The sequence below is a fragment of the Pseudonocardia sp. HH130629-09 genome, assembly GCF_001294645.1.
Lineage (GTDB): Bacteria > Actinomycetota > Actinomycetes > Mycobacteriales > Pseudonocardiaceae > Pseudonocardia.
On record NZ_CP011868.1, the window covers coordinates 3,136,583 to 3,160,377 of the forward strand.

Annotated in this window: 21 protein-coding genes and 1 tRNA gene; 8 read left to right on the forward strand and 14 right to left on the reverse strand. The window is 72.7% G+C overall.

Annotated features, from left to right (window positions below):
* Nucleotides 1-167 precede the first annotated feature (167 nt).
* Entirely contained in the window at nt 168-1,457 is a 1,290-nt protein-coding gene (locus XF36_RS14380) for a glycosyltransferase 87 family protein (protein ID WP_060714698.1), read from the reverse strand.
* A 139-nt stretch (nt 1,458-1,596) separates the two neighbouring features.
* Nucleotides 1,597-3,837: an excinuclease ABC subunit UvrB gene (uvrB, locus tag XF36_RS14385; RefSeq protein WP_202968399.1), complete on the reverse strand. Its 2,241-nt coding sequence runs from the start codon at nt 3,835-3,837 to the stop codon at nt 1,597-1,599.
* 80 nt (nt 3,838-3,917) lie between these two features.
* Here uvrB and XF36_RS14390 point away from each other — a divergent pair, with 80 nt between their 5' ends.
* Complete coding sequence (locus tag XF36_RS14390) at nt 3,918-4,442, forward strand: DUF402 domain-containing protein (protein ID WP_060712378.1); 525 nt, start codon at nt 3,918-3,920, stop codon at nt 4,440-4,442.
* Nucleotides 4,443-4,481: 39 nt separating this feature from the next.
* Here XF36_RS14390 and XF36_RS14395 read toward each other — a convergent pair whose 3' ends face one another.
* The 5 genes from XF36_RS14395 to rpsA form a co-directional block, all read right to left on the reverse strand.
* A complete protein-coding gene (locus tag XF36_RS14395; protein WP_060712379.1) occupies nt 4,482-5,270 on the reverse strand; it encodes a hypothetical protein in 789 nt (262 codons plus the stop codon).
* The gene (locus XF36_RS14400; RefSeq protein WP_060712380.1) at nt 5,267-6,076 is read right to left on the reverse strand and encodes an RNA polymerase sigma factor; all 810 of its coding nucleotides are present in this window, start codon (nt 6,074-6,076) and stop codon (nt 5,267-5,269) included. Before XF36_RS14400 ends, XF36_RS14395 begins: the two co-directional genes overlap by 4 nt.
* Nucleotides 6,077-6,298: 222 nt before the next feature.
* Nucleotides 6,299-7,426 (reverse strand): dephospho-CoA kinase, encoded by a 1,128-nt coding sequence (gene coaE, locus XF36_RS14405; RefSeq protein ID WP_060712381.1) that lies wholly within the window; start codon nt 7,424-7,426, stop codon nt 6,299-6,301.
* Nucleotides 7,427-7,468: 42 nt separating this feature from the next.
* Entirely contained in the window at nt 7,469-8,272 is an 804-nt protein-coding gene (locus tag XF36_RS14410) for a hypothetical protein (RefSeq protein WP_060712382.1), read from the reverse strand.
* A 238-nt stretch (nt 8,273-8,510) separates the two neighbouring features.
* Nucleotides 8,511-10,007: a 30S ribosomal protein S1 gene (rpsA, locus tag XF36_RS14415; RefSeq protein WP_020622849.1), complete on the reverse strand. Its 1,497-nt coding sequence runs from the start codon at nt 10,005-10,007 to the stop codon at nt 8,511-8,513.
* 300 nt (nt 10,008-10,307) lie between these two features.
* Here rpsA and XF36_RS14420 point away from each other — a divergent pair, with 300 nt between their 5' ends.
* Nucleotides 10,308-11,156, forward strand: a complete 849-nt coding sequence (locus tag XF36_RS14420) for a class I SAM-dependent methyltransferase (protein WP_060714700.1) — start codon at nt 10,308-10,310, stop codon at nt 11,154-11,156.
* A gap of 21 nt (nt 11,157-11,177) precedes the next feature.
* Here the strand turns inward: XF36_RS14420 and XF36_RS14425 are convergent, their stop codons facing one another.
* A complete protein-coding gene (locus XF36_RS14425) occupies nt 11,178-11,783 on the reverse strand; it encodes a carbonic anhydrase (RefSeq protein ID WP_060712383.1) in 606 nt (201 codons plus the stop codon).
* A gap of 151 nt (nt 11,784-11,934) precedes the next feature.
* On the opposite strand from XF36_RS14425, the gene XF36_RS14430 reads away from it, so the two are divergent.
* The 5 genes from XF36_RS14430 (at nt 11,935) to XF36_RS14450 (ending at nt 16,726) form a co-directional block, all read left to right on the forward strand.
* Nucleotides 11,935-12,363, forward strand: coding sequence for a PaaI family thioesterase (locus XF36_RS14430; protein WP_060712384.1), 429 nt, complete (start codon nt 11,935-11,937; stop codon nt 12,361-12,363).
* A 210-nt stretch (nt 12,364-12,573) separates the two neighbouring features.
* Nucleotides 12,574-13,923 (forward strand): branched-chain amino acid ABC transporter permease, encoded by a 1,350-nt coding sequence (locus XF36_RS14435; RefSeq protein ID WP_060714701.1) that lies wholly within the window; start codon nt 12,574-12,576, stop codon nt 13,921-13,923.
* 10 nt (nt 13,924-13,933) lie between these two features.
* Nucleotides 13,934-14,929: a branched-chain amino acid ABC transporter permease gene (locus tag XF36_RS14440; RefSeq protein WP_060712385.1), complete on the forward strand. Its 996-nt coding sequence runs from the start codon at nt 13,934-13,936 to the stop codon at nt 14,927-14,929.
* A complete protein-coding gene (locus tag XF36_RS14445; protein ID WP_060712386.1) occupies nt 14,919-15,914 on the forward strand; it encodes an ABC transporter ATP-binding protein in 996 nt (331 codons plus the stop codon). Before XF36_RS14440 ends, XF36_RS14445 begins: the two co-directional genes overlap by 11 nt.
* A complete protein-coding gene (locus XF36_RS14450; protein ID WP_060712387.1) occupies nt 15,911-16,726 on the forward strand; it encodes an ABC transporter ATP-binding protein in 816 nt (271 codons plus the stop codon). Before XF36_RS14445 ends, XF36_RS14450 begins: the two co-directional genes overlap by 4 nt.
* Before the next feature lie 222 nt (nt 16,727-16,948).
* Here XF36_RS14450 and XF36_RS14455 read toward each other — a convergent pair whose 3' ends face one another.
* The 3 genes from XF36_RS14455 to XF36_RS14465 all read right to left on the reverse strand — a co-directional run bounded on the left by XF36_RS14455 (nt 16,949) and on the right by XF36_RS14465 (nt 20,247).
* The gene (locus tag XF36_RS14455; RefSeq protein ID WP_060712388.1) at nt 16,949-18,277 is read right to left on the reverse strand and encodes an ABC transporter substrate-binding protein; all 1,329 of its coding nucleotides are present in this window, start codon (nt 18,275-18,277) and stop codon (nt 16,949-16,951) included.
* A gap of 355 nt (nt 18,278-18,632) precedes the next feature.
* Nucleotides 18,633-19,265: an ANTAR domain-containing response regulator gene (locus tag XF36_RS14460; protein WP_060712389.1), complete on the reverse strand. Its 633-nt coding sequence runs from the start codon at nt 19,263-19,265 to the stop codon at nt 18,633-18,635.
* Nucleotides 19,266-19,707: 442 nt separating this feature from the next.
* Entirely contained in the window at nt 19,708-20,247 is a 540-nt protein-coding gene (locus XF36_RS14465; RefSeq protein WP_238588883.1) for a TetR/AcrR family transcriptional regulator, read from the reverse strand.
* A 154-nt stretch (nt 20,248-20,401) separates the two neighbouring features.
* On the opposite strand from XF36_RS14465, the gene XF36_RS14470 reads away from it, so the two are divergent.
* Nucleotides 20,402-21,451 (forward strand): aldo/keto reductase, encoded by a 1,050-nt coding sequence (locus XF36_RS14470; RefSeq protein ID WP_060712391.1) that lies wholly within the window; start codon nt 20,402-20,404, stop codon nt 21,449-21,451.
* 293 nt (nt 21,452-21,744) lie between these two features.
* Here XF36_RS14470 and XF36_RS14480 read toward each other — a convergent pair.
* The 3 genes from XF36_RS14480 to XF36_RS14490 all read right to left on the reverse strand — a co-directional run bounded on the left by XF36_RS14480 (nt 21,745) and on the right by XF36_RS14490 (nt 23,770).
* A tRNA-Leu gene (locus XF36_RS14480) sits at nt 21,745-21,818 on the reverse strand.
* A gap of 72 nt (nt 21,819-21,890) precedes the next feature.
* Nucleotides 21,891-22,601, reverse strand: coding sequence for a metallophosphoesterase (locus tag XF36_RS14485; protein WP_060712393.1), 711 nt, complete (start codon nt 22,599-22,601; stop codon nt 21,891-21,893).
* Nucleotides 22,598-23,770: a class I SAM-dependent RNA methyltransferase gene (locus tag XF36_RS14490; protein ID WP_060714702.1), complete on the reverse strand. Its 1,173-nt coding sequence runs from the start codon at nt 23,768-23,770 to the stop codon at nt 22,598-22,600. Before XF36_RS14490 ends, XF36_RS14485 begins: the two co-directional genes overlap by 4 nt.
* Nucleotides 23,771-23,795 lie beyond the last annotated feature (25 nt).

A 23,795-nucleotide genomic window follows, 5' to 3' on the forward strand; every position in this document is an offset into this window, starting at 1 on the left:
CCGGGCGTGCCGACCGAGGTCGGTCCCCGGGCGGACGGCGCACACGCCTGCCCGGCTCCGGTCGTCGTCGACTGGCTCCACCGGCACCTCCGGCCCCCACAGTAGGCGGGCGCCCGTGACCCGCGCCATAGTCGCGGACGGTCGTGCCCCGGGGCCCCGCCGGAGGGTCAGGAGCCGACGCGCAGCCCTTGCGGACGCGGCGCCCGCGGACCGCCGGGACGCCCCGGGCCCCGGGTGACGTACCAGCAGCCGAGCCCGAGGGTCAGCGCGGCGGGGATGACGTAGCTGGCCCCCAGTACCTGCTCCCAGAGGCTCCACTTCATCTCGACGCCCCACACGTTGGGCATCCAGCGGAACGGCGCGACGTAGAAGATCGCGGCGATGACCACGCCGACCACGGCCCACCCGGCACCGCGGTACCGCAGGGCGTGCGCACCGATCCCGATCAGCGCGGGCACGACCCACACCCAGTGGTGCGACCAGGCGGTCGGGGTCGCCATCAGCACGACGGCGGCCGTCGCCGACATCGCGATCACCGGCTCGGAGCGCCGGATGATCGGCACGGCCAACGCCAGCAGGACCGCGACGACGCCCAGCCACAGGATGTGGAACCAGGGCTCGGGGACCTCCTGGCGGGCGAGCACGGCCTGCACGGTCTCGTTGGAGAAGAACGTCGAGCCGCTCACCCCGGCGGCCGGCCCGCCGACGAACCAGTACCGCACCGAGGAGTCGAGGTCGACGACGAACCCGAGCCCGGTGGCGAGTATGCCGGTGACGACGGCGACGCCCGCGGCCTTCCAGTCCCGCCGGACCAGGAAGTACAGGACGAACCCGCCCGGGGTCAGCTTGATCGCCGCGGCCAGGCCGAGCAGCAGCCCGCGCGGCCACCAGGTACGCGGGGCGAGGAGGTCGACCAGCACCAGCAGCATCAGCACGAGGTTGATCTGCCCGAAGGCGAAGGTCTGCGCGACCGGCTCCATCAGCAGGACCGCGGCCAGCACCGGCACGCCCAGCAGGAACGGCGCCCGCCACCCGCCCGCGGGCCAGGCGACGCGGATCGTGAGCGCGATGCAGATCGCCAACGACAGCACCGAGGCGACGAACTGCGCGGTGAACGCCACGGCATAGGGCACGACGGTCAGCGGCACCATCGTGATGGCGGCGAACGGCGGGTAGATGAACGGCAGCTCGGGCCCGTGCAGGGGCAGCGGGAGCCGGCCGTACATGTCGCTGCCGTCCAGCCAGGCCTGCACGCCGATCCGGTACACGTCGAGGTCGAGCGCGTAGTTCCGCAGCCGGTACCAGGACCAGTACAGCGCGGCCACCAACAGCGGGACGGTGACCACCAGCGTCCACCGGGTCAGCGCCGCCGCGCGCAGCCTGCCGACCAGCGCGGCGCCGCCGCGGCCGGGGGCTGCGGGCACGTCCGGGTCGGGCGTGGTGCGGATGACGGTCACGCGGGGCTCCTCCGAGAACGACCGGGCCACCCGGGCCGGACGGGGATGCGGCCGCGTGACGGGCGGACCCGGCGGCCGGACGGGAGATGACGGTGGTCCACGGTAGCGGGGAGGCCCGGCCGCCCCGCCGCGGACCCGCCTACGACACCCCGGCCGCGTCCATCCCTCGCAGCTCCTTCTTCAGGTCGGCGATCTCGTCGCGCAGCCGGGCCGCCAGCTCGAACTGGAGGTCCCGTGCCGCGGTGAGCATCTGGTCGTTCATCTGCTGGATGAGGTCGGCCAGCTCGGCGCGCGGCATGCCCGCCGTGTCCTTCGCCGCCACCCCGGAGCTCCCGGCCGCGGCCGGGGCGCGGCCCTTCTCCCCCGCCGCGCGCTTGCCGCGCGAGGCGTTGCGACCCGACCCGCCCACCGGGACGGTCTCGGTGTCCTCGGCCTCCCGGTAGACCTGGTCGAGGATATCGGCGATCTTCTTGCGCAGGGGCTGCGGGTCGATCCCGTGCTCGGTGTTGTAGGCGATCTGCTTGGCGCGGCGCCGGTCGGTCTCGTCGATCGCGTACCGCATCGAGTCGGTGATCTTGTCGGCGTACATGTGCACCTGACCGGAGACGTTGCGCGCCGCGCGGCCGATGGTCTGGATCAGCGAGGTGCCGGAACGGAGGAAGCCCTCCTTGTCCGCGTCGAGGATCGCCACCAGCGACACCTCGGGCAGGTCGAGACCCTCGCGGAGCAGGTTGATGCCGACCAGCACGTCGTACTCGCCCGACCTCAGCTGCCGCAGCAGCTCCACCCGGCGCAGGGTGTCGACCTCGGAGTGCAGGTACCGGACCTTGATCCCGAGCTCGAGCAGGTAGTCGGTGAGGTCCTCGGCCATCTTCTTGGTCAGGGTGGTGACCAGGACCCGTTCGTCCTTGGCGGTCCGGTCCCGGATCTCGGCGACCAGGTCGTCGATCTGTCCCTTGGTCGGCTTCACGACGACCTCGGGGTCGACCAGGCCGGTGGGGCGGATGACCTGCTCGACGAACTCGCCGCCGGTGCGGTTGAGCTCGTAGGGGCCCGGGGTCGCGGACAGGTAGACGGTCTGGCCGATCCGGTCGGCGAACTCCTCCCAGGTCAGCGGCCGGTTGTCCACCGCGGAGGGGAGGCGGAAGCCGTACTCGACGAGGTTGCGCTTGCGGGACATGTCGCCCTCGTACATGCCGCCGATCTGCGGCACCGTCACGTGCGACTCGTCGATGACCAGCAGGAAGTCGTCCGGGAAGTAGTCGATCAGGGTGGCCGGCGCGGTGCCGGGACCGCGGCCGTCGATGTGCCGGGAGTAGTTCTCGATGCCCGAGCAGAACCCGACCTGGCGGATCATCTCGATGTCGTACTGGGTCCGCATCCGCAGCCGCTGGGCCTCCAGCAGCTTGCCCTGGTTCTCCAGCTGCGCGAGACGCTCCTCCAGCTCCGCCTCGACGGCGCGCACGGCGCGCTCCATCGCCTCCGGGCCCGCGACGTAGTGCGTCGCCGGGAAGACCTTGATCTCTTCGACCTGCTCGACCTCCTCCCCCGTCAGCGGGTTCAGGTAGTACAGCGCCTCGATCTCGTCGCCGAAGAACTCGATCCGCAGCGCCAGCTCCTGGTAGGCGGGGATGATCTCGACGGTGTCGCCCCGGACGCGGAACGTGCCGCGGGTGAAGGACATGTCGTTGCGGGTGTACTGCACGTCGACCAGCAGCCGCAGCAGCCGGTCCCGCTCGACCTCCTCGCCGACCCGCAGCGAGACCGACCGGTCGAGGTAGGACTGCGGGGTGCCCAGGCCGTAGATGCACGACACCGAGGCGACCACGACGACGTCGCGCCGGGACAGCAGGTTCATCGTCGCCGAGTGCCGCAGCCGCTCGACGTCGTCGTTGATCGAGCTGTCCTTCTCGATGTAGGTGTCGGTCTGCGCGATGTAGGCCTCGGGCTGGTAGTAGTCGTAGTACGAGACGAAGTACTCGACCGCGTTGTTCGGGAGCATCTCCCGCAGCTCGTTCGCCAGCTGGGCCGCCAGGGTCTTGTTCGGCGCCATCACCAGCGTGGGCCGCTGCTGCTGCTCGATCAGCCAGGCGGTGGTGGCCGACTTGCCGGTACCGGTGGCGCCCAGCAGCACGACGTCCTGCTCGCCGACGCGCAGCCGCCGGTCCAGCTCGGCGATCGCGGCCGGCTGGTCACCTGCCGGGACGTGGTCGCTGACCACGCGGAACGGGGCCGTGCTGCGCTCGACCGCGCCCACCGGGCGGTGCTCGGAGTGCGCGCGCGGGGTGTCCGCCGGGGTGGTGCCCGCGTCCGGGTGCGCAGCGTCCTCCCGGGCACGGGAGTCCGCCGCGCTGCCCGGGACCTCGGTCGCGAATGCCATGACACCAGGGTACGAGCGACCCCCGACACTTTCCCGTCGCACGCCCCGCCAGGGCCGTCGGAGGGGCAGGATGGTCGACCGTGCACCCGCCCAAGACACAGACCTTCGACCCCGAGCGGGGCGTCCAGGTCGACACCAAGGGGATCCACCGCGAGATCGCCACGCTGCACGAGGAGGACTGGGGGCTGTACCTGTCCCGGCCCGTCGTCGCCCGGCCGAACGCCTGGTGGATCGAGACCTGGGTGCTGCCGGAGCTGGGGGTGTGCCTGTCGGACTGGCGGTGGCGGCCCGGGCACGAGCGAGACCAGGACGTGTACGTCGACGTCGCCGCGATCTCCCGCGAGGGCAGGCGGCTGCACATGACGGACCTCTACTTGGACCTCGTCGTGCGCCGCGGCCGCGGGACCGACGTCATCGACGTTGACGAGTTCGTCGCCGCCGTGGCGCAGGGGCTGGTCGGGACCAACCTGGCCGAGTACGCCCTGGAACGGTCGCATGCGGTGCTCGACGGGCTGGTCCGCCACGACCACGACCACGTGGCCTGGCTGGCGTCGCTCGGGATCGACCTGGGGCCGCGGGACCGGCCGGAGGACGCTCCGGACTGACCGGCCGCGAGGGCCGGCCGGGGTGTGTCCCGGGGTGTGTCAGAGCGCGGAGGACTGCGCCGGGGCGAGGCCGACGGCGCTGGTCGAGGTCTCCGGCGTCGTCGTCCCGGTGGTCGTGGTCGGGTCGGACGACGCGGTGGTGGTCGGCGCGGCCGAGTTGGACGTCGTCGGGGCCGGGGCGGTCGTCGTCGGCTCCGGGGTGCCCTCGTCGGTCGGCTCCGGCGTCGAGGTCGGCGGCGTGGTGGTGACCGGCGGAGGTGTGGTCGTCACCGGCGGCTTCGTCGTGGCCGGCGGAGGCGTCGTCGGCTCGGGCGAGCCCTCGTCGGTCGGTTCCGGCGGGGTGGTGGGCTGCGGCGGGGTCGGCTGGCCACCGGTGAACGGCGGCGGGACCACGGGCGCACCGGGGGTTCCTGGCGTAGGCGCCGAACCGGGCGCGGGGGCGACGGGCGAGCCGCCACCACCGGGCAGCGCGCCACCCTGGGGCGCCGCGACGGTCGGGTCGAACGCCGGCGGGAGGCCGTCCCCGCCGGCGGCCGCGCCACCCGGGGCACCGGTCTCGACGGGGTCCGGGCTCGGGCCGGTCGCCTGCGGTGCTGCGATGGCGAAGGGCGGGCCGACGAAGCTGCCGTCGGGCGCGGCCGCGGTCGCGACGGCGGTGATCCCGCCCAGCGACCCGACGGTGAGCACCGCCGCGGCCGCGGCCGACGTGGCCCGGCGCGCACCGGCGGCGCGGGAGATCACGTCGTCGACGGCCGGCAGCGGCACGGCCGCCGCCAGGACGTCGTCGAGCCGGTGGAACTCCCGGTCGATGTCGGCGAACCCGTTCATGCCCGTCCCCCCTCGGTGGCGGGTGGGTATCCGCCACGCAGGTCGTACTGCGGCGTCCGGTGACCCGGCGGCGGTCCCCCGACCGCGCCACCCGCCGGTCCGATGATCTCCTCCAGCACCTCGGCCATGCCCTCGGTCACGACCTCGCGACCGCGGACGAGCCGGCGCCGCACCTCGTGCACGGTGACCCGCTCGAGCTCGGCGACCGCGCCGGTCGACAGGCCCGCCATGTGGTGCAGCACCACGGCCCTACGGTCGACGGGCGCGAGCCGCCCGAGCGCCTCCAGGAGCGCCCCGGTGCGCGGGTCGGTCTCCTCCGGGGCCGGCCTGCGACGGCGACGCAGGATGCGAGGCCGCATCGACGTGCGGATCGCGACCCGCCGGACCCAGCCGACGGCGGCGTCCTCGTGGTCCGGGCCCGCGGGTTCGGCACGCAACGCGGCCCAGCGGCGCCAGGCACGCGAGTAGGCGTCCTGCACCGCGTCGTGTGCGTCGTACGGGTTGAGCGTGATGGCGTAGAGCTGCGCGACCAGGCGCGGGTAGTGGGTCTCCAGGTGCGCGCCGAAGTCCGCGCGGAGCTCGCCGTGCGGGAGCGTGCGGTGCTGCTGGACGACGGCGCCGCTGATCGGCGGGGCCTCGTAGTCGGCACCGTACTCGGCTCCGTGGTCGGCGCCGGTCCACGCGTCGCGGTCGGGCGCGCCCGGCTCGGCGGGTTCCGGCGCACCGCCGTACTGGTCCGTGTGGGGGAACGCGGGCGCGCGCTCGGGCTCGGCGAACTCGCCGTCCGCCCCGAAACGCTGGGCCACTGTGCTCAACCCCGTGTCCTCTCGTCGCCGTCACCGGACCCTGCGGCCCGATGCCGATCACCGCGGTGACCTGTCCGATCGACGGGTACCCGCAGGTACCGCCGCCGATCCGGGCAGGAGCACCCTCTGCCCCGCCTGATCGACCAACGAGCGTGCGGCGTTACAGAAACGGCCCGGCGCGATCCGATCGTCACGTTCCGCGTGATCTGCATCCCGATTCGGTCACTCGTCCGGGTCAGAGCGCCACTCCGCCGTGCACGCACGGTAATGACGTGGGTCCGCGTCGTCGGCGTGCCGGTCCGCCGCGGCGCGCTTGTGCGCGGCGTAGTCGGTACGGGCGGTCGCGTCGGCGCGCAGCCGGTCCCGCAGCTCGACCGCGTGCTGCCACGCCGGCGAGCCGTGCACCCGCACGGCCAGCACCGCGGCCCGTCCCGGGTCGGCCGAGCGGTGCACCCGCACCGTGCCCGCGTCGCCGCCCGGGGCGGCGGCGTCGACCGGGAACCCGGCCGTGACCAGGGCGTCGGTGATCCGGTCGGCATCGGCCGGGGACTCGACCGCGAGCTGCAGGTCGAGGACGTCGCGGGCCGGGAGCCCCGGGACGGCCGTCGACCCGATGTGCTCCACCCCGCGGCCGGGGCCGCCCGCGGCGACCGCGACCCGCTCGGCCAGCCGGCGGGCCTGGACCGCCCAGTCCGGGTCGTGCTCGACGAGCAGGGGCGGCCCGTCCACGGCCGGGCGGCCGGTCCGCAGGTTCTCCTCGAACCCGGTCAGGCGCCCGTCCCACAGCGCGTCCACCCGGCGGCGGGTGTCCTCCGGGTCGCCCGAGTTGTCCAGCCAGACGTCAGCGACGGCGCGACGCTGCTCGTCGGTGGCCTGGGCGGCGATCCGGGCCCGGGCGTCCTGCTCGACCATCCCCCGCGCGGACACCAGCCGCCGGACCCGCTCCTCCGCGTCCACCCCCACCACGACGACCAGCGGGAAGGCCGGGGCCATCCCGCCCTCGACGAGAAGCGGGATGTCCTGCACGACGATCGCGTCCGGCGCGGCGGCGGCGACGATCTCGTCGGACCGGGCCCGCACGAGCGGGTGCACGATGCCGTCGAGGGTGCGCCGGGCCCCGGCGTCGGCGAAGACGACCGCGGCGAGGGCGGGCCGGTCGAGGCGGCCGTGGGCGTCGAGGACGTCCCGCCCGAACGCCTCGACGATCGCCGCCAGTCCCTCGGTGCCCGGTTCGACGACCTCGCGGGCGATGACGTCGGAGTCGACCAACACCGCCCCGCGTTCGACCAGCCGCGTCGCGACCGTCGACTTGCCCGCACCGATTCCGCCGGTCAGCCCTGTCCGCAGCACGTGATCACCGTAGCGGGCCGCACCGGGTACCCCGGGCGGCGCTCAGGTGGTGCCGCGGGCGCTGCCCGCGGCGCCGTCGCCGGCCTGCGGGGCGGGCGCCGCCGGCGGCGTGGTGGGGGTCGGACGAGCGGACGGCGGCTGGGTCGGCGTCAACGCCGGGATGATGCGCTGGGCCAGGTCGGGCAGGGTCTCGGCCGCGGACCGGGTCTGCCCCGGAGCCGCCACCGGCAGGATGAACGTCAGCGTGTCGACGCCGTAGACCAGCGCGAGGGTGGTCTCGTCCGGCCGCTCGACGAGGACGCCGGGGACCGAGCCGACGGTGATGTCGCGCGACGCGGTGGCCGAGCCCCGCTCGGCGTTGGTGTTGAGCTGCCACTGCCGCGCCGCGGACGCGGCGTCGGTGTAGCGGCCGATGTTGAGCTGGAACAGCACCGGGCCCGAGTTGCGCGCCCCGCCGAAGGCCTGGGCCTGGCCACCCGCCCGGTAGGTGCAGGCGGTGCGCTCGGTGCGGTTGACCGCCGCCTCGGGGACGCCGCGGACCGACTGGACCGACACCGACCCCAGGACCTGGCCGAACAGCGCGCCGGCCTGCTCGGGGTCCATCAGCTGCGCACAGTCGGTGGGCAGCGCGATCGGGACCGGACCCCGCCCGGCCTGGGCGGCGCCGGACTGCTCGGCCGGGAACGTCGGGACCGCGATCCCGGTGTCCCCGGACGCCGTGCCGCACCCGGCGAGCACCGCGGTCAGCAGGATCCCCGCGAGCGCGGACCGTCCGCGACGCCGGGACGGGCGGGTGTGGGACAGGAGCTCGCCGGAACGCGTCCGGCGGACGGTACGGCCGACCATGCATCCAATCTAGGCCGACCCGAAGATCGACTCAGAGCGGGTGCGCGCGCCGTGACCAACCGCAGCCGAACCGTGATCTCCACCGCGCGTGTCCACCCTGACACGCCGAGCGAGATGAACCGGTGTCCACCACGCGCCGTAGGGCCGCCGTGGAACGGGCCGGGCCCCGGTGACCGTGACGGTCACCGGGGCCCGGTGTGGTGCTGGCGCCGGTCCGGGGTGGACCGGCACGGGGCTGTCAGGCCCCGCCGGAGAGCTTCTCGCGCAGTGCGGCGAGCTGCTCGTCGCTGGCGAGCGAGCCACCCGACTCGGCCTGGCCACCGCCACTGCTGCCGGCGGCCGGACGGTCGTCGTCGCCGCCGGACGAGTAGTTCGCCGGCGCGATGTCGTTGCCGCCCTCCGCCTCGGCCTCGGCGGCCTTGCGGATCTGCGCCATGTGCTGCTCGTAGCGGGCCTGCGCCTCGGCGTACTGCTTCTCCCAGGCCGCGCGGGCCTCGTCGAAGCCTTCCTTCCAGTCGCCGGAGTCGACGTCGAAGCCCTCGGGGTAGATGTAGTTCCCCTGGTCGTCGTACTCGGCGGCCATGCCGTAGCGGGTCGGGTCGAACTCGGTGTCGACCGTCATGCCCTCGTTGGCCTGCTTCAGCGACAGCGAGATGCGACGGCGGTCGAGGTCGATGTCGATGACCTTGACCATCGCGTCGTCGCCGACCTGGACGACCTGCTCGGGGATCTCGACGTGGCGCTCGGCCAGCTCGGAGATGTGGACCAGGCCCTCGATGCCCTCCTCGACGCGGACGAACGCGCCGAACGGGACGAGCTTGGTGACCTTGCCCGGCACGATCTGGCCGATCGCGTGGGTCCGGGCGTAGAGCCGCCACGGGTCCTCCTGGGTCGCCTTCAGCGACAGGGAGACGCGCTCGCGGTCCAGGTCGACGTCGAGAACCTCGACGGTGACCTCCTGGCCGACCTCGACGACCTCGCTCGGGTGGTCGATGTGCTTCCAGGACAGCTCGGAGACGTGCACCAGACCGTCGACCCCGCCCAGGTCGACGAACGCACCGAAGTTGACCACCGAGGAGACGACGCCCTTGCGGACCTGACCGCGCTGCAGCTGGTTGAGGAACTCGCTGCGGACCTCGGACTGGGTCTGCTCGAGCCAGGCGCGGCGGGACAGGACCACGTTGTTGCGGTTCTTGTCCAGCTCGATGATCTTGGCCTCGATCTTGCGGCCGACGTACGGCTGCAGGTCGCGCACGCGGCGCATCTCGACCAGCGAGGCCGGGAGGAAGCCGCGGAGGCCGATGTCCAGGATCAGGCCGCCCTTGACGACCTCGATGACGGTGCCCTCGACCGGCTCGTCGGCCTCCTTGAGCGCCTCGATCGTGCCCCAGGCGCGCTCGTACTGCGCGCGCTTCTTGGACAGGATCAGCCGGCCCTCCTTGTCCTCCTTCTGGAGGACGAGGGCCTCGACGAACTCGCCGACCTCGACGACCTCGGCGGGATCGACGTCGTGCTTGATCGACAGCTCGCGCGAGGGGATGACGCCCTCGGTCTTGTAGCCGATGTCGAGCAGGACCTCGTCGCGGTCGACCTTGACGATGGTGCCCTCGACGATGTCGCCATCGTTGAAGTACTTGATCGTCTGGTCGATGGCGGCGAGGAAGTCCTCCTCCGACCCGATGTCGTTGATAGCGACCTGCGGCGTGGTCGGGGCGGCGGTGGTGTCGGTGGACATGTAGTGAGGTGCTCCGATGGATTTCTCTGGCATGGTCGGCCCGGTCGGCTCTGCTGCAGCAGTGCGCCCCGGTTCTGGTACGTGTAGCTGTGACGTTGTAACAGTCACCCTCTGGCGTCGATTCCCGTGGTCGGGAACATCGGTGCACGGACGTCCGCGAGACCGGCGCTGGAGTGGCGCCGCGCGGTCGGCCGACACGTTGACCACGGTGCGGAAAGAATGCTACGCGGCCCGTGAACCCCCCGGCAATGCGGGTCCGCCATCTGCGGGACCTCCCGCGCTTGCGACGATCGGGTGGTCATGAGCAGCCGCGACGAGTACTTCTCCGCCGAGGACGCCGTGGGCACCACGGGCGTCGCCCGGCGCCGCGTCGGCAGCGCCGAGTCCGAGGCGGCCGGGCGCCGCTGGTGGGACGCCGACGCCGACGACTACCTGGCCGAGCACGGTTCCGACATCGGCGACGAGGCGTTCGTCTGGTGCCCGGAGAACCTGCACGAGGACGAGGCAGGCCTGCTGGGCCCGCCCGCCGACCTCGTCGGGAAGCGGGTGCTGGAGGTCGGTGCCGGCTCGGCCCCGTGCAGCCGGTGGCTCGCCCGCCGCGGAGCGCACCCGGTGGCGCTCGACGTCTCCGGCGGGATGCTGCGGCACGCGGCCCGGCTCAACGCCGCGCTCGGACTGCCCGTGCCGCTCGTGCAGGCCGGCGCCGAGCACCTGCCGTTCGCCGACGCCACCTTCGACCACGCCTGCTCGGCGTTCGGGGCGATCCCCTTCGTCGCGGACCCGGGTCGAGTCATGCGGGAGGTGGCCCGGGTGCTGCGACCCGGCGGGCGCTGGGTGTTCGCGGTGAACCACCCGATGCGCTGGGTCTTCCCCGACGACCCCGGCGAGCAGGGGCTCACCGTCGTCCAGTCCTACTTCGACCGGACCCCGTACCTGGAGGTCGACGGCGACGGCCGGGCCACCTACGTCGAGCACCACCGCACCCTCGGCGACCGGGTGCGCGACGTCGTCGCCGCCGGGCTGGTGCTCGACGACCTGGTCGAGCCGGAGTGGCCGGAGGGCCACGAGCGGGTGTGGGGGCAGTGGTCGCCGCTGCGCGGCGCACTGTTCCCGGGCACCGCGATCGTCGTGACCCACCGGCCGGGCTGAGCCCGCTCCCCGGGCGGCCGGTCAGACCTCGAGGACCGCGCCGGTCTCGAGGTCGTAGCGGGCGCCGATGATCGACAGGCGGTTGTTGCAGACCGCGCCGGACAGCGACGGGTCGGCCGTCAGCTGCGCCACCACACGACGGACGTTCGCGTCCACCGCCGAGGCGACGGCGCCGTCCCCCTCGCCCTCGCACACCGGAACGATGTCGCCGACCAGCCCGCCCAGCGTGGACGGAGCCGGTGCGGGCGCTCCGCCGGCCACCGACACCGCCGCCTTGACCGCACCGCACTGGGAGTGTCCCAGCACGACGAGCAGCGGGATGCCCAGCGCGCCCGCGCCGAACGCGAGTGTGCCGCGCACCGCGTCGTCGACGACCTGGCCCGCGGTGCGGACCACGAACAGGTCACCCAGGCCCAGGTCGAACACCAGCTCGGCGGGGACGCGCGAGTCCGAGCAGGACAGGATCATCGCGGCCGGCGCCTGGCCGGCGACGGCGGCGGCGCGCTCCTCGGCCGAGCGGCGCGGGTCCTCGCGCTCGTCGCGCTGCCACCGCCCGTTGCCCTCGATCATCATCCGCCACGCCTCGGCCGCGGTCGGCCTGCCGTCGTTCGTCATCGGGTCTCCCATCGGTCCAGGTCCTCGTCACCGCCCAAGATCGACGAAAGGGACGGGACGGGCAAGCATGCACGCCGTCGCATCCCCCGCCGATGTGACGAGATCCGCACTCAGAGCGTCCCGGGCCGCTCCCCACCGCCCCGGACCGACGTAGGGTCGTCCGGTGCCGATCACCCCCGACCAGCTGCCGGAGCCGAGCTCCGAACACGCCGCCGAACAGCTCACCGACCGGATGGGCATCGAGATCCTCAAGGCCGACCTCGACGAGGTCGTCGGCCGCATGCCGGTCGCCGGCAACCGGCAGCCCTACGGCCTGCTGCACGGCGGTGCCAGCGGCGTGCTCGCCGAGACCCTCGGCTCGACCCTGTCGGCACTGCACGCACTGCCCGAGCGGTTCCCGGTCGGGCTCGAGCTCGCCTGCACCCACCACCGCTCCGCGACGAGCCGATGGGTCACCGGGACGGCCCGCCCGATCCACGTGGGCCGGTCCACCTCGACCTCGGAGATCGTCGTCGTCGACGACGACGGCCGCCGCGTGTGCACCGCGCGGCTGACCTGCCTGCACCGCGACACACGACCGCCGGTGACCTGACACTCGCCCTGCGAAACCGTCGCGTTACGTCTCGGCTACGTCCTGGTCCGAGACGTCCGTACCAGTTCGTCCCTCGGCTACGTTCGCCCCGACCACCCATCCGGGTGTCGCACAGTGTCGTGTCCGTCGACCCCACGAGGACGAACGTTGTCACCACCCCCGATCCCGCGCCGACCGCGCGCCGACCGCGCGGTCACCCTCCGCGCCGGCGTGCCCCGGTCCTCCCCGATCCCCACCGCCGCGCGGTGGCTGGTGGGCCTACTGATCGCCCTGCTGGGCGCGCTGGCCCTGTCCGGGACCGCCGCCGCCGCGACCGCACCCACCGGTCCGCCACCCGCCCCGACCGGCCACACCGCCGTCCCCGCCCAGCAGCAGGACGGCATCGACGTCAGCGGCACGCTGCGCGACCAGAACGGCCAGCCCCTGCCGAACGTCCGCATCACCGCCGAGCGCGACGGCGCGCCGGTCGGTGAGGCCCGTTCCGGGGCGAACGGCCGCTGGACCCTCTCGGTCCCCGGCCCCGGCTCCTACCTGTTCCGGCTCGACGCCGCCTCGCTGCCGCCCGGCACCCAGGTCCTCCAGGGCGAGACCACCCGCGAGGTGACCGCCGGGTCGCTCAACACCGTGGTGTTCCGCTTCGGCGAGGAGGTCTCCGGCGCCGCCACCGGCGGGTTCGAGACCTTCCTGCGCCTGCTCGTCGACGGCATCCGGTTCGGCCTGGTCATCGGTATCTCCGCGGTCGGCCTGTCGCTGATCTTCGGCACCACCGGCCTGACGAACTTCGCGCACGGCGAGATGGTCACCATCGGCGCCGTCATCGCCTGGTTCATCAACGTCGGCGGCGGCGTGCAGCTGATCCCCGCGACGATCATCGCGATGCTCATCGGCGCCCTGCTGGGCGCCGCGAACGAGCTCGGCATCTGGCGGCGGCTGCGCCGGCGGGGCGCCGGGCTGATCGCCCAGCTCGTCGTCTCCATCGGACTGTCGATCGCACTGCGCTACCTCGTGCTGATCATCTTCGGTGGCCGGTCGGAGTCCTTCGCCGACTACACCGGGCAGACCGTCCGGAACTACGGCCCGGTCGCGCTGACCGACAAGGACCTGTCGGCGATCGTGATCGCGATCGTCGTCCTCGTCGCGGTCGCGCTGCTCCTGCAGAAGACCCGGATCGGCAAGGCCATGCGCGCGGTGTCCGACAACCGGGACCTCGCCGCGTCGTCGGGCATCGACGTCGACCGCGTGGTGCTGTTCGTGTGGATGCTGGGCGGGGCGCTGGCCACCCTCGGCGGCGTGCTCTTCGCGCTGTCCGAGCTGTCCTCGACCGTCCAGTACGAGATGGGCTTCCGCCTGCTGCTGCTGATGTTCGCCGGCGTCATCCTCGGCGGCCTCGGCACCGCCTACGGCGCACTGCTCGGCTGCCTCATCGTCGGCATCCTCGTGCAGCTGTCGACGCTGGTGCTGCCGCTGGACCTCAAGTACCTGGGCGGGCTGGCCGTGCTGATCGTGATCCTCGTGTTCCGGCCGCAGGGCCTGCTCGGGTCCCGGGCACGGATCGGCTGAGGGGGCGGACATGATCGACTTCGGACAGCTCCTCACGGTCGGGCTCTCGCAGCTGATCGGCCCCTCGGCCATCTTCTTCGCGCTGCTGGCACTCGGCCTCAACATCCACTTCGGCTACACCGGGCTGCTCAACTTCGGCCAGATCGGCTTCGCCCTGGTCGGCGCCTACGGCATGGGCATCTCGGTCGCGAACTACGGTGCCCCGCTCTGGCTGGGCGTGCTCATCGGCATGGCCTGCGGGGTCGCCCTCGCCCTGGTGCTCGGCATCCCGACGCTGCGGCTGCGTGCGGACTACCTGGCGATCGTCACGATCGCGGCGTCGGAGATCCTGCGCCTGATCACCCGGTCGACCTCGCAGACCGGGTTCACCGGCGGCACCCAGGGACTCACCGGGTTCGCCGACTCCTTCGCCCGTGCCAACCCGTTCGGCACCGGCACCTACGACTTCGGGGTGCTGTCGCTGCGCGGGCCGGACCTCTGGGCGATCCTCGTCGGCTGGACGGTCGTCGGGCTGTGCGTGCTCCTCACCTGGCTGCTCGTGCGCAGCCCGTGGGGCCGTGTGCTCAAGGCGATCCGCGAGGACGAGGACGCCGCCCGCGCGCTGGGCAAGAACGTCTTCGCCTACAAGATGCAGGCGCTCGCCCTCGGCGGGGTGTTCGGCGCGCTGGGCGGCATCGTGTTCGCCCTGGCGACCCAGTCGCTGACGCCGGACTTCTACTCGCCGCCGCAGACCTTCTTCGCCTACGCCGCGCTCATCCTGGGCGGGGCGGGACGGGTCTTCGGCCCGGTCGTCGGCGCGATGGCGTTCTGGTTCCTGCTCTCGGTCGCCGACGCCTTCCTGCGCCAGGCGACGGCCGGGGAGTCGCCGCTGCTGCCGTTCATCTCCTCCCAGGACGTCGGCGCGATCCGCTTCGTGCTCGTCGGCCTGTTCCTGGGCCTCATGATGGTGTTCCGACCACAGGGCATCTTCGGACGCCGCAGGGAGGTGCTGGGCGATGGCCGCTGAGGACACGACCCACGACCCGACCGGGACCGACCCGGGGCGCACGCTGGCCGGCGTCGCCCCGGAGCCGGGCGTCGCCAAGCCGGACCCGGTGCTCACCGTGGACGGCGTGACCCGCACGTTCGGCGGGCTGAAGGCCGTCGACGTCACCCACCTGGAGTTCCAGCGCGGCGCCATCACCGGCCTGATCGGCCCCAACGGCGCGGGCAAGACGACCCTGTTCAACCTGCTGACCGGGTTCGACCGGGCAGACACGGGCTCCTGGATCTACGAGGGCGGCCCGCTGCAGAAGCTGCCGCCGCACCGGGTGGCCCGCAAGGGCGTCGTCCGCACGTTCCAGCTCACCAAGGCCCTTGCGGGCATGACGGTGCTGGAGAACATGAAGCTCGGCGCGGTCGGGCAGCGCGGCGAGAGCTTCCTCGGCGCGCTGTTCACCGGCTGGGGCGCCCAGGAGCGGCGGATCACCGAGCAGGCCCACGAGCTGCTGGCCCGCTTCAAGCTCGACACCAAGGCCGAGGACCTGGCGGGCTCGCTGTCCGGCGGGCAGCGCAAGCTCCTCGAGATGGCACGGGCCCTGATGATGGACCCCAAGGTCGTCATGCTCGACGAGCCGATGGCCGGGGTGAACCCGGCGCTCACCCAGAGCCTGCTGGGGCACGTGAAGTCGCTGCGCGACGAGGGCATGAGCGTCGTGTTCGTCGAGCACGACATGGACGTCATCCGGGACATCTCCGACTGGGTCGTCGTCATGGCCCAGGGGCAGGTGATCGCGGAGGGGCCGCCCTCGGCGCTGTCGTCGAACCAGGCCGTCGTCGACGCCTACCTCGGCTCGCACCACGACCAGGTGCTCGAGTTCGACGAGCACGGCAACCCGGTCGGGCAGACCGCGGATATCGTCGCCGAGATGGAGGCCGCCGAGATCGAGGGCAGCCTCGCCGACGACGGCACCGGTCCGGCCCGTCCGGACCAGGAGGGGAAGCGCACATGAGCGAGCAGGCACCCGGCGCCGACCGGGTCATGACGCCGGAGCAGGCGGCCACGCCGGAGGTCCACCGCGAGCTCGCCGAGGGCGCCGTGCTGCGGGTCGACTCGCTCGTCGCCGGCTACGTGCCCGGCGTCGACATCCTGACCGGCAGCGACTTCTTCCTCCGCGACGGCGAGATCGTCGGCATCATCGGGCCCAACGGCGCCGGCAAGTCGACGCTGCTCAAGGCCATGTTCGGGCTCATCCCCGTGCGCAGCGGCACGGTCCGGCTGCGCGACGCCGAGATCACCGGGGCCAAGGCGCACGCCCTGGTCACCAAGGGGCTCGGCTACGTCCCGCAGCGCGACAACGTGTTCCCTTCGCTCTCGATCGAGGAGAACATGCAGATGGGTGTGTTCCTGCGTCCGAAGACGTTCGCGGCCCGCTTCGACGTCGTCGCGGACCTGTTCCCGATGCTGGGGCAGCGCCGGAGGATCAAGGCGGGGTCGCTGTCCGGTGGCGAGCGCCAGATGGTCGCGATGGGCCGGGCCCTGATGATGGAGCCGTCGGTGCTGCTGCTCGACGAGCCGTCGGCGGGCCTGTCCCCGATGCTCCAGGACGAGGTGTTCGTCCGCTGCAAGCGGATCAACGCGGCCGGGGTCTCGGTCATCATGGTGGAGCAGAACGCGCGGCGCTGCCTGCAGATCTGCGACCGCGGCTACGTGCTCGACCAGGGCCGGGCGGCCTACACTGCCGGCGGCCGCGACCTGCTGAACGACCCGAAGGTCATCGAGCTGTACCTGGGGACACTGGCCGGGAGCAGCGAGAAGAAGTGACCTGACGCGCCGGACCCGCGACGGCCCCGCCCCCCAGCCACGGGGGCGGGGCCGTCGCGTCGCCGACGCCGGTCACCCGGTGCCGCGCGCCGGTGCCGACCCACCGCCGTCGGTGCCCGCCCGCGTCGCCACTGCCGTCCGCGGGCCCGGCCGGCGGCGCACGACGAGGGGGCGGGCCGTGGCGGCCCGCCCCCTCGTCGTGGTTGCGTGTGGTGCGGCGTGTCAGCTCTGGGCACCCACCCGGACGTAGGTGGTCGCCGCCTCGTCGATCTGGTTCTCGGCGTTGAAGGTCTGGACGCCGTAGGACCCGGAGCCCGGCTCACCGGCATCGGTGAAGTCGAGCGTGCCGGTGGCGCCGTCGAAGTCGACGTCACCGCCCCGGTCCAGGATCGCCTTGCAGCCGGCGAAGTCGGTGCACTTCTCGCCGTCCTTGGTGATCCCGTTGATCTGGGTCGCGATGTCGGCGCCGTTGGTCGACTGCGCGGCCTCGGCGGCCAGCGCCGAGACCACGACGGCGTCGTAGGACTCCGCCGCGTAGTTGAAGTCGGTCAGGCTCGGGTCCTGCGCGGAGAGCCGCTGCCGGAAGTCACCCGACAGCTCGGTGAGCGGCAGGGTGCCCTTCATCCCGTTCAGCAGGCCCGGCGGCAGGCCCTCGCCCAGTGCGTTGCCCATGTTGCCGTCGGTGCCGTAGACGGCCTTCTGGGCCGGTCCGATCTGCACCTCGCTCATTCGGGACAGGATCCGCTTGGACTCGTCGAAGCCGATGACCGCGACCGAGTCCGGGTTGAACTGCGCGACCTGGTCGATCTCCGGGTTGAACGACGTGGCGTTCGGGTCGTAGATGATCTTGGTGATCTGGTCCTGCGGGATGCCGGCGGAGACCAGGTTGCGCTCGGCGCTGTCCGCCAGGCCCGAGCCGTACGGGTCGTTGCGGGCGAGCAGCGCCACCCGCTGGCCACCGTCGGAGGTGATCAGCTGCGCGAGCGCCTGACCCTGCAGGACGTCCGGCGGCGCGGTCCGGAAGTACAGGCCGCGGTCCTGCCAGCAGGTGAACTCGTCGGAGGTGTTGGCCGGCGAGAGCTGCACGACACCCGCACCGGTGATCTTGTCGATCACCAGCTTGGAGACACCCGACGCGGCCGCGCCGACGATGACCTGCGTGCCGGCGCTGAGCTGCCGGTCCACGGTCTGGTTCGCGATGTCGGTGGTGTCGTCGCCCGAGTCACCGCGCAGGTGCTGGACCGGGTTGCCGAGGACTCCCCCGGCGCCGTTGATCTCCTCGACCGCGACGTCGACCCCTGCGAACTCGGGCGGGCCGAGGAACGCCAGGCTGCCGGTCTCCGGCAGCAGGGAGCCGATCTTCAGCGGCGCGGTGCTGGGGTTGCCGGTGGCCTGGGCCTGCGGCGGGGTGCATGCCTGCCCCGCGGCGGCGGGCTCCTCCGAGCCGCCGGTGGCCCCGCCGGAGCCGGTGTCCCCGCCACCGCCGCATCCGGCCAGTACCAGCGACGCCGCCCCGGCAAGGGCGGCGAGTCGCCACGTCGTTCTCGTCATTCGAGTCCCCTTCGGTTCTCCCCCCGCCCGAAGCGGCACGGGACGATGGCGGAAAAGTAGTACGACCGAACCAGGAAATGGGACCCGGTGACCACTCGTGACAGGAATGTGATCCGACGACACCGCGGCGTCACAAGTCGATCTTTTCGGTGGCGGACCCACCACACCGCGTCACCGGAATCGTGTCGCAGCGCAAGGGAACACGAATCGGAACGGTTCCGGAAGCCGTCCGGCGGTGGCTCCGCCCCGGCGCGCGACGAGGCACCGCGGAACGAGAACGGCCCCGTCGCGGACTGCGCGACGGGGCCGTGCCGGCGGGTCCGGTGCGGCGGTGGACGCGCACCGTCGCCGGGGCTCAGGAGGACTTGGCCGGGGCCAGCCCCTCGACGACCGCCTCGGCGACGGCCTTCATGGTCGTCCGGCGGTCCATCGCGGTGCGCTGGATCCACCGGAAGGCCTCCGGCTCGGACATCTTCTGCGCGGTCATCAGCAGACCCTTGGCCCGGTCGACGATCTTGCGGGTCTCGAACCGGTCGTTGAGCGAGGCCACCTCGTCCTCGAGCGCCCGCTTCTCCGCGAACCGGGACACGGCGAGCTCGATGGCCGGGACCAGCTCGTGCCGGGCGAACGGCTTGACCAGGTAGGCCATGGCGCCGGCGTCCCGCGCGCGCTCGATGAGATCGCGCTGGCTGAACGCGGTCAGCATCACGACCGGAGCGATCTTCTCGTCGACGATCGTCGACGCCGCCTCGATGCCGTCCTTCTTGGGCATCTTGACGTCCATGATCACCAGGTCGGGCTTCAGCTCGCGGGCCTGGGTGATGGCGGCCTCCCCGTCGCCGGCCTCGCCGGCGACACGGTAGCCCTCCTCGGAGAGCATCTCGGCCAGGTCCATGCGGATCAGCGCCTCGTCCTCGACGACCAGCACCCGCCACCCGGGCTGCGGGCCGTCCTCGGCCGGCGTCTCTGCGGGAACGTTGTCGGTCACCGGAGAACTCCTTCATCGGTCGGTGGGGCGTCCGGAAGGGTCAGGCTACCGGCGGTACCGGACCGCGACCGAGCCACTTCGGCCTTTCGTGTGCGGAAACACGCCCGGGCAACCGCGATACCCGTCCGACGGGGGGCGCGCGTGCCACCGCCACGGGTCCCGACACCGTCGCCGCTGTCGACCACGGCGGCGGCGTCGGCGTCGGCGTCGGCCCGGGCCACCGGCAGACGGGTGGGGCGAGCGCCGGTGGGCGGTCCCGGCCGGGATGCCGGTGGGCATGCGGCGCCGCAGGAACTGGCGGATGCGGCCGCTCGCCGCCCAGAGCGGTCGAAGCAGTGTTCTGGCCCCTCATCACACGAGACGTCTTGGCAGGGGAAGCCGCCACCCGGCACATCGACGGGGACGCAGCACCGGGATGGCGTGCTCGGCGAGCAGGCCGAGCTCAGGTGTGCGCGTGGAGTCCGTCGATGGAGAGTTCCATGACGCGAGCGGCTTGGGCCCGTCCGGTCTGATCGGTTCCGACACGCCAGAGGAATCCCATCAGCAGCAGCACGTCCGCCGGGTCCAGACCGGGCCGCACGCTGCCGTCCTCCACGCAGGCTTCGAGGAGCACGCCCACGGCAGCGGTGACCGGCGCGTAGGTGTCGTTGATGATGTTCTGCGCGGCGACCGTGTGCAGCGCCTCGCCCAGACCGTGCTTGAGGCGTACGTAGTCGGCCAGCTTCTCGAACCAGACCCGGAACGCATCCAGCGGCGCATGCTCGGCGAGCACGTCTCCGACCTGATCGACGAGTCGCTGCACGTCGTGCTGGTACACGGCGAGGATCAGATCCTCGCGAGTCGGGAAGTGCCGGTACAGCGTGCCGGCTCCGACGCCGGCGCGCTTGGCGATCACGTTCAGCGAGGTCGCGCCATCCTCGGCGAAGGCGTCGTGGGCGACTTGCAGGATGTGTTCGCGATTGCGCAGCGCATCGGCGCGCACGGGTTCGTTCCGAGTCTCAGTCACGGTCGATGCCTTCCAACACGGCGTCTGCAGGGCGTCGTGTACACCCACTTGCCAAACGGAGAACTCTCCGTTATGGTCGGTCCGAGTAGCGGAGAGTTCTCCGTTTCCGGACTCGAGTCTAGGAGAACCCATGCAGTACATCAAGCTCGGCACCACGGGCCTCGACGTCTCACCCATCGCTGTCGGCGCAATGACCTACGGCGAGCCGGACCGCGGACATCCGGTCTGGTCCCTCGGCGAGGAGGCCAGCCGCCCCCTCATCAAGCACGCCGTGGAGGCGGGCATCAACTTCTTCGACACCGCGAACATGTACTCGCAAGGCTCCAGCGAGGAGATCCTCGGCCGCGCCCTGCGCGACTTCGCCGATCGCGACGACGTGGTGATCGCAACCAAGCTACGTCACCCCATGCGCTCCGGCCCGAACGGGAAGGGTCTGTCCCGCAAGGCGATCATGACCGAGGTCGACCACTCGCTCACCCGTCTCGGCACCGACTACATCGACCTGTACCAGGTCCACCGCAACGACCACACGACCCCGCTGGAGGAGACCCTCGAAGCCCTCCACGATCTCGTGAAGGCCGGAAAGGTCCGCTACCTCGGCGCGTCCTCGATGCACGCCTGGGAGTTCGCCAAGGCACTGCACCTGCAGAAGGCCAACGGCTGGGCACGGTTCGTGTCGATGCAGCACCACTACAACCTGCTCGCCCGCGAGGAGGAGCGCGAGACGATCCCCCTCGCCCTCGACGAAGGCGTCGGCACCATCATCTGGTCGCCGCTCGCACGAGGGCGCCTCGCCCGCGGATCCGACGACGCGAAAGCCACCGCCCGCAGCCGGAACGACGGCTTCGCCGACATGCTCTACACGTCGCTCACCGAGCAGTCCGACCGAGCGATCATCGACGCCGTCGGCCAGGTCGCCAAATCTCGCGGGGTCACTCGCGCTCAGATCGCCCTGGCCTGGCTACGCAACAACCCCGTCGTCACCGCACCGCTGGTCGGCGCCAGCAGCACCCGGCAGATCGACGACGCCGTCGCCTCGCTCGACATCACCCTCACCGACGACGAGATCCGCACCCTCGAGAACCCGTACACGCCCCGCTACGACTTCCAGGGCATCTCCGACGACGCCGAACTGCAGGCCATCATGGCGCGCCTGCCCGGCTTCACCACCGCCGCCTGATCACGGTCGAACCCACCCGGCGCGAGGCGCTGGCCGGATGTCGCACCACGGTTCGACCGGCTCGTGTCCGCCGAAGCCGCCGAACTCGACCTGGTGAGCCGTCGCCTCGACGCCCACCACCGAGGTCCACGTCGATGAGGTCGGCGCGCTGCGGGTCGAGAACGCTCGCACGTTCGCGATGCTGCTGGAGCCCGCGATCGACGCCGACTCCCTCACGGGGGCCGCGGACGCGAACAAGGCCCGACACCCGGCTCTTGATTCTCCGGGCCAAGGTTCGAGCCGTGTGCGTAGCGTGCCCTCGGTGGGATTCGAACCCACACTGTATGCATTTTGAGTGCACCGTCTCTGCCGATTGGACTACGAGGGCCTGGTGCTTTCGGCGTATTTGATTCCCGTTGAGCTTAGCGGATTCCGGATCGCCCGCGACATCCGGCCCGCCTCACACCGGCCAGTTCAGGAACCGGCTCCGCGGCGGCCCGTCCCCGAGCACGTGCAGCGCCCCGCCGGGCGCCGGACCGGGGTCGGCACCTGCGGGACCGGGCACGTCCGGCCAGCGCAGGGCGGGCGCCACCGACGGGGCGACGACGAGCGGGTGCCCGGCGAACGTCGTCGCCAGCGGTGTGTGCACGTGCCCGCACACCACCAGCGTCGGATCGCTGCGGGCCGCCAGCAGCGCCTCGAACGGACCGGTGTCGTTCAGCCGCATCCCGTCGAGCACCGGGTGACCGACGGCGAGCGGCGGGTGGTGCAGCGCGACCAGCAACGGGGCGGGGTCCCGCACGGCCCCGGCGAGCAGGTGCAGCGCGGTGTCGGACAGCGCGCCGTGCGGCGCGCCCGGGACCTGGGTGTCCAGCAGCACGAGGGTGGTCCCGCCGGCGCGGTGCAGCCGGTCGGTCACCGGCCCGACGGCGGCGGCCATGGCGGTGCGGTCGTCGTGGTTGCCGGGCACGTGCAACGCGTCGAGACCGTCGAGCAGGGTGGCGGCCTCGGCGTAGGCGGCGGGGGCGCCGTCGTCGGCGAGGTCCCCGGTCACGACCACGACGTCGGGTGCCGGGGCCAGCGCCCGGACCGCCGCGACGGCGCGGGCCGCGCGCCCGGACGCGTCCGGGCGGCCGAGGTGCAGGTCGGACAGCTGCAGGACGGTGGTCACCGCGGGTTCCGCTCCAGCAGTGCGGCCGCCTCCATGTGGTGGGTCATGGGGAACGCGTCGAACGCGCGCAGCGCGGCAGTGCGGTACCCGACGGCGGCGAACAGGGACAGGTCCCGGGCCAGCGCGGCCGGGTCGCAGGCGATGTGCACGATCCGCCGCGGGCCGCGGGCGGCCAGGTCACGCACGGCGGCCTTCCCGAGCCCGACCCGCGGCGGGTCGGTGACCACGACGTCGGGGTCGGGCCGGAGCCGGGCGATCTCGCGCTCGGCGCGGCCCCGCACGAACTGGACCTGCGGCAGGTCGGCCAGCGCGGCGGCACCGTCGGCGACCGCGGACGCGGCGGACTCGACGACCAGCACCGTCCCGGACTCCCCCACCTGGCCGGCCAGGACCGAGCCGAGCAGCCCGACGCCGCCGTAGAGGTCCCAGGCGACACCACCCTCCGGAGCGTCGGCCCAGTCGCGGACGACGCCGGCGAGGGTGTCCGGCAGCGCCGGGTGGACCTGCCAGAACGTGCCGGCCGACAGCTCCCAGGTGCGGCCCGCGGCGTGCACGGTGGCACCGGAGCCGACCCGGGCCGACGGCCCGTCCGCGCCGCCGCCGACGACGGTGACGTCCAGCTCGGTGTCCGGCCGGAACCGGCGTCCGAGCACCGGCGGCAGTGCGCCGGCCGGCACCAGGGGGCAGTCGCCGATCTCGCACACGTCGTGGCTGCGGTGGGCACGCAGGCCGGGGACACCGGCGTCGTCGACGGCCAGCCGCACCCGGGTGCGCCAGCCGAACGGACCGCCGGGGAGTTCCTCGACCTCGACCGCGGCGAGGTCGGCGGTGGCGACGACCGCGGCCCCGGCGCCGAGACGCTCCAGCTGCTCGCGCAGGACGGTCGTCTTCAGGAAGCGCTGGCTGGCGTGGTCGGTGTGCTGGAAGTCGCAGCCACCGCAGCCGCCGGGCCCCGCCCACGGGCACGCGGGCTCGACCCGGTCCGGGGACGCCTCCAGCACGGCGACGGCGTCGGCGCGGCAGAACGCCCCACCCGGGTCGTCAGTGACCACGGCACGGACCAGCTCACCGGGCAGTGCGTGCCGGACGAACACGACCCGGCCACCGTCACCGTCGCGGGCCACGCAGTGTCCGCCGTGCGCGACGGGGCCGACCCGCAGCTCCAGCATCCGGTCGGTCCAGTCGGTCGCCGTG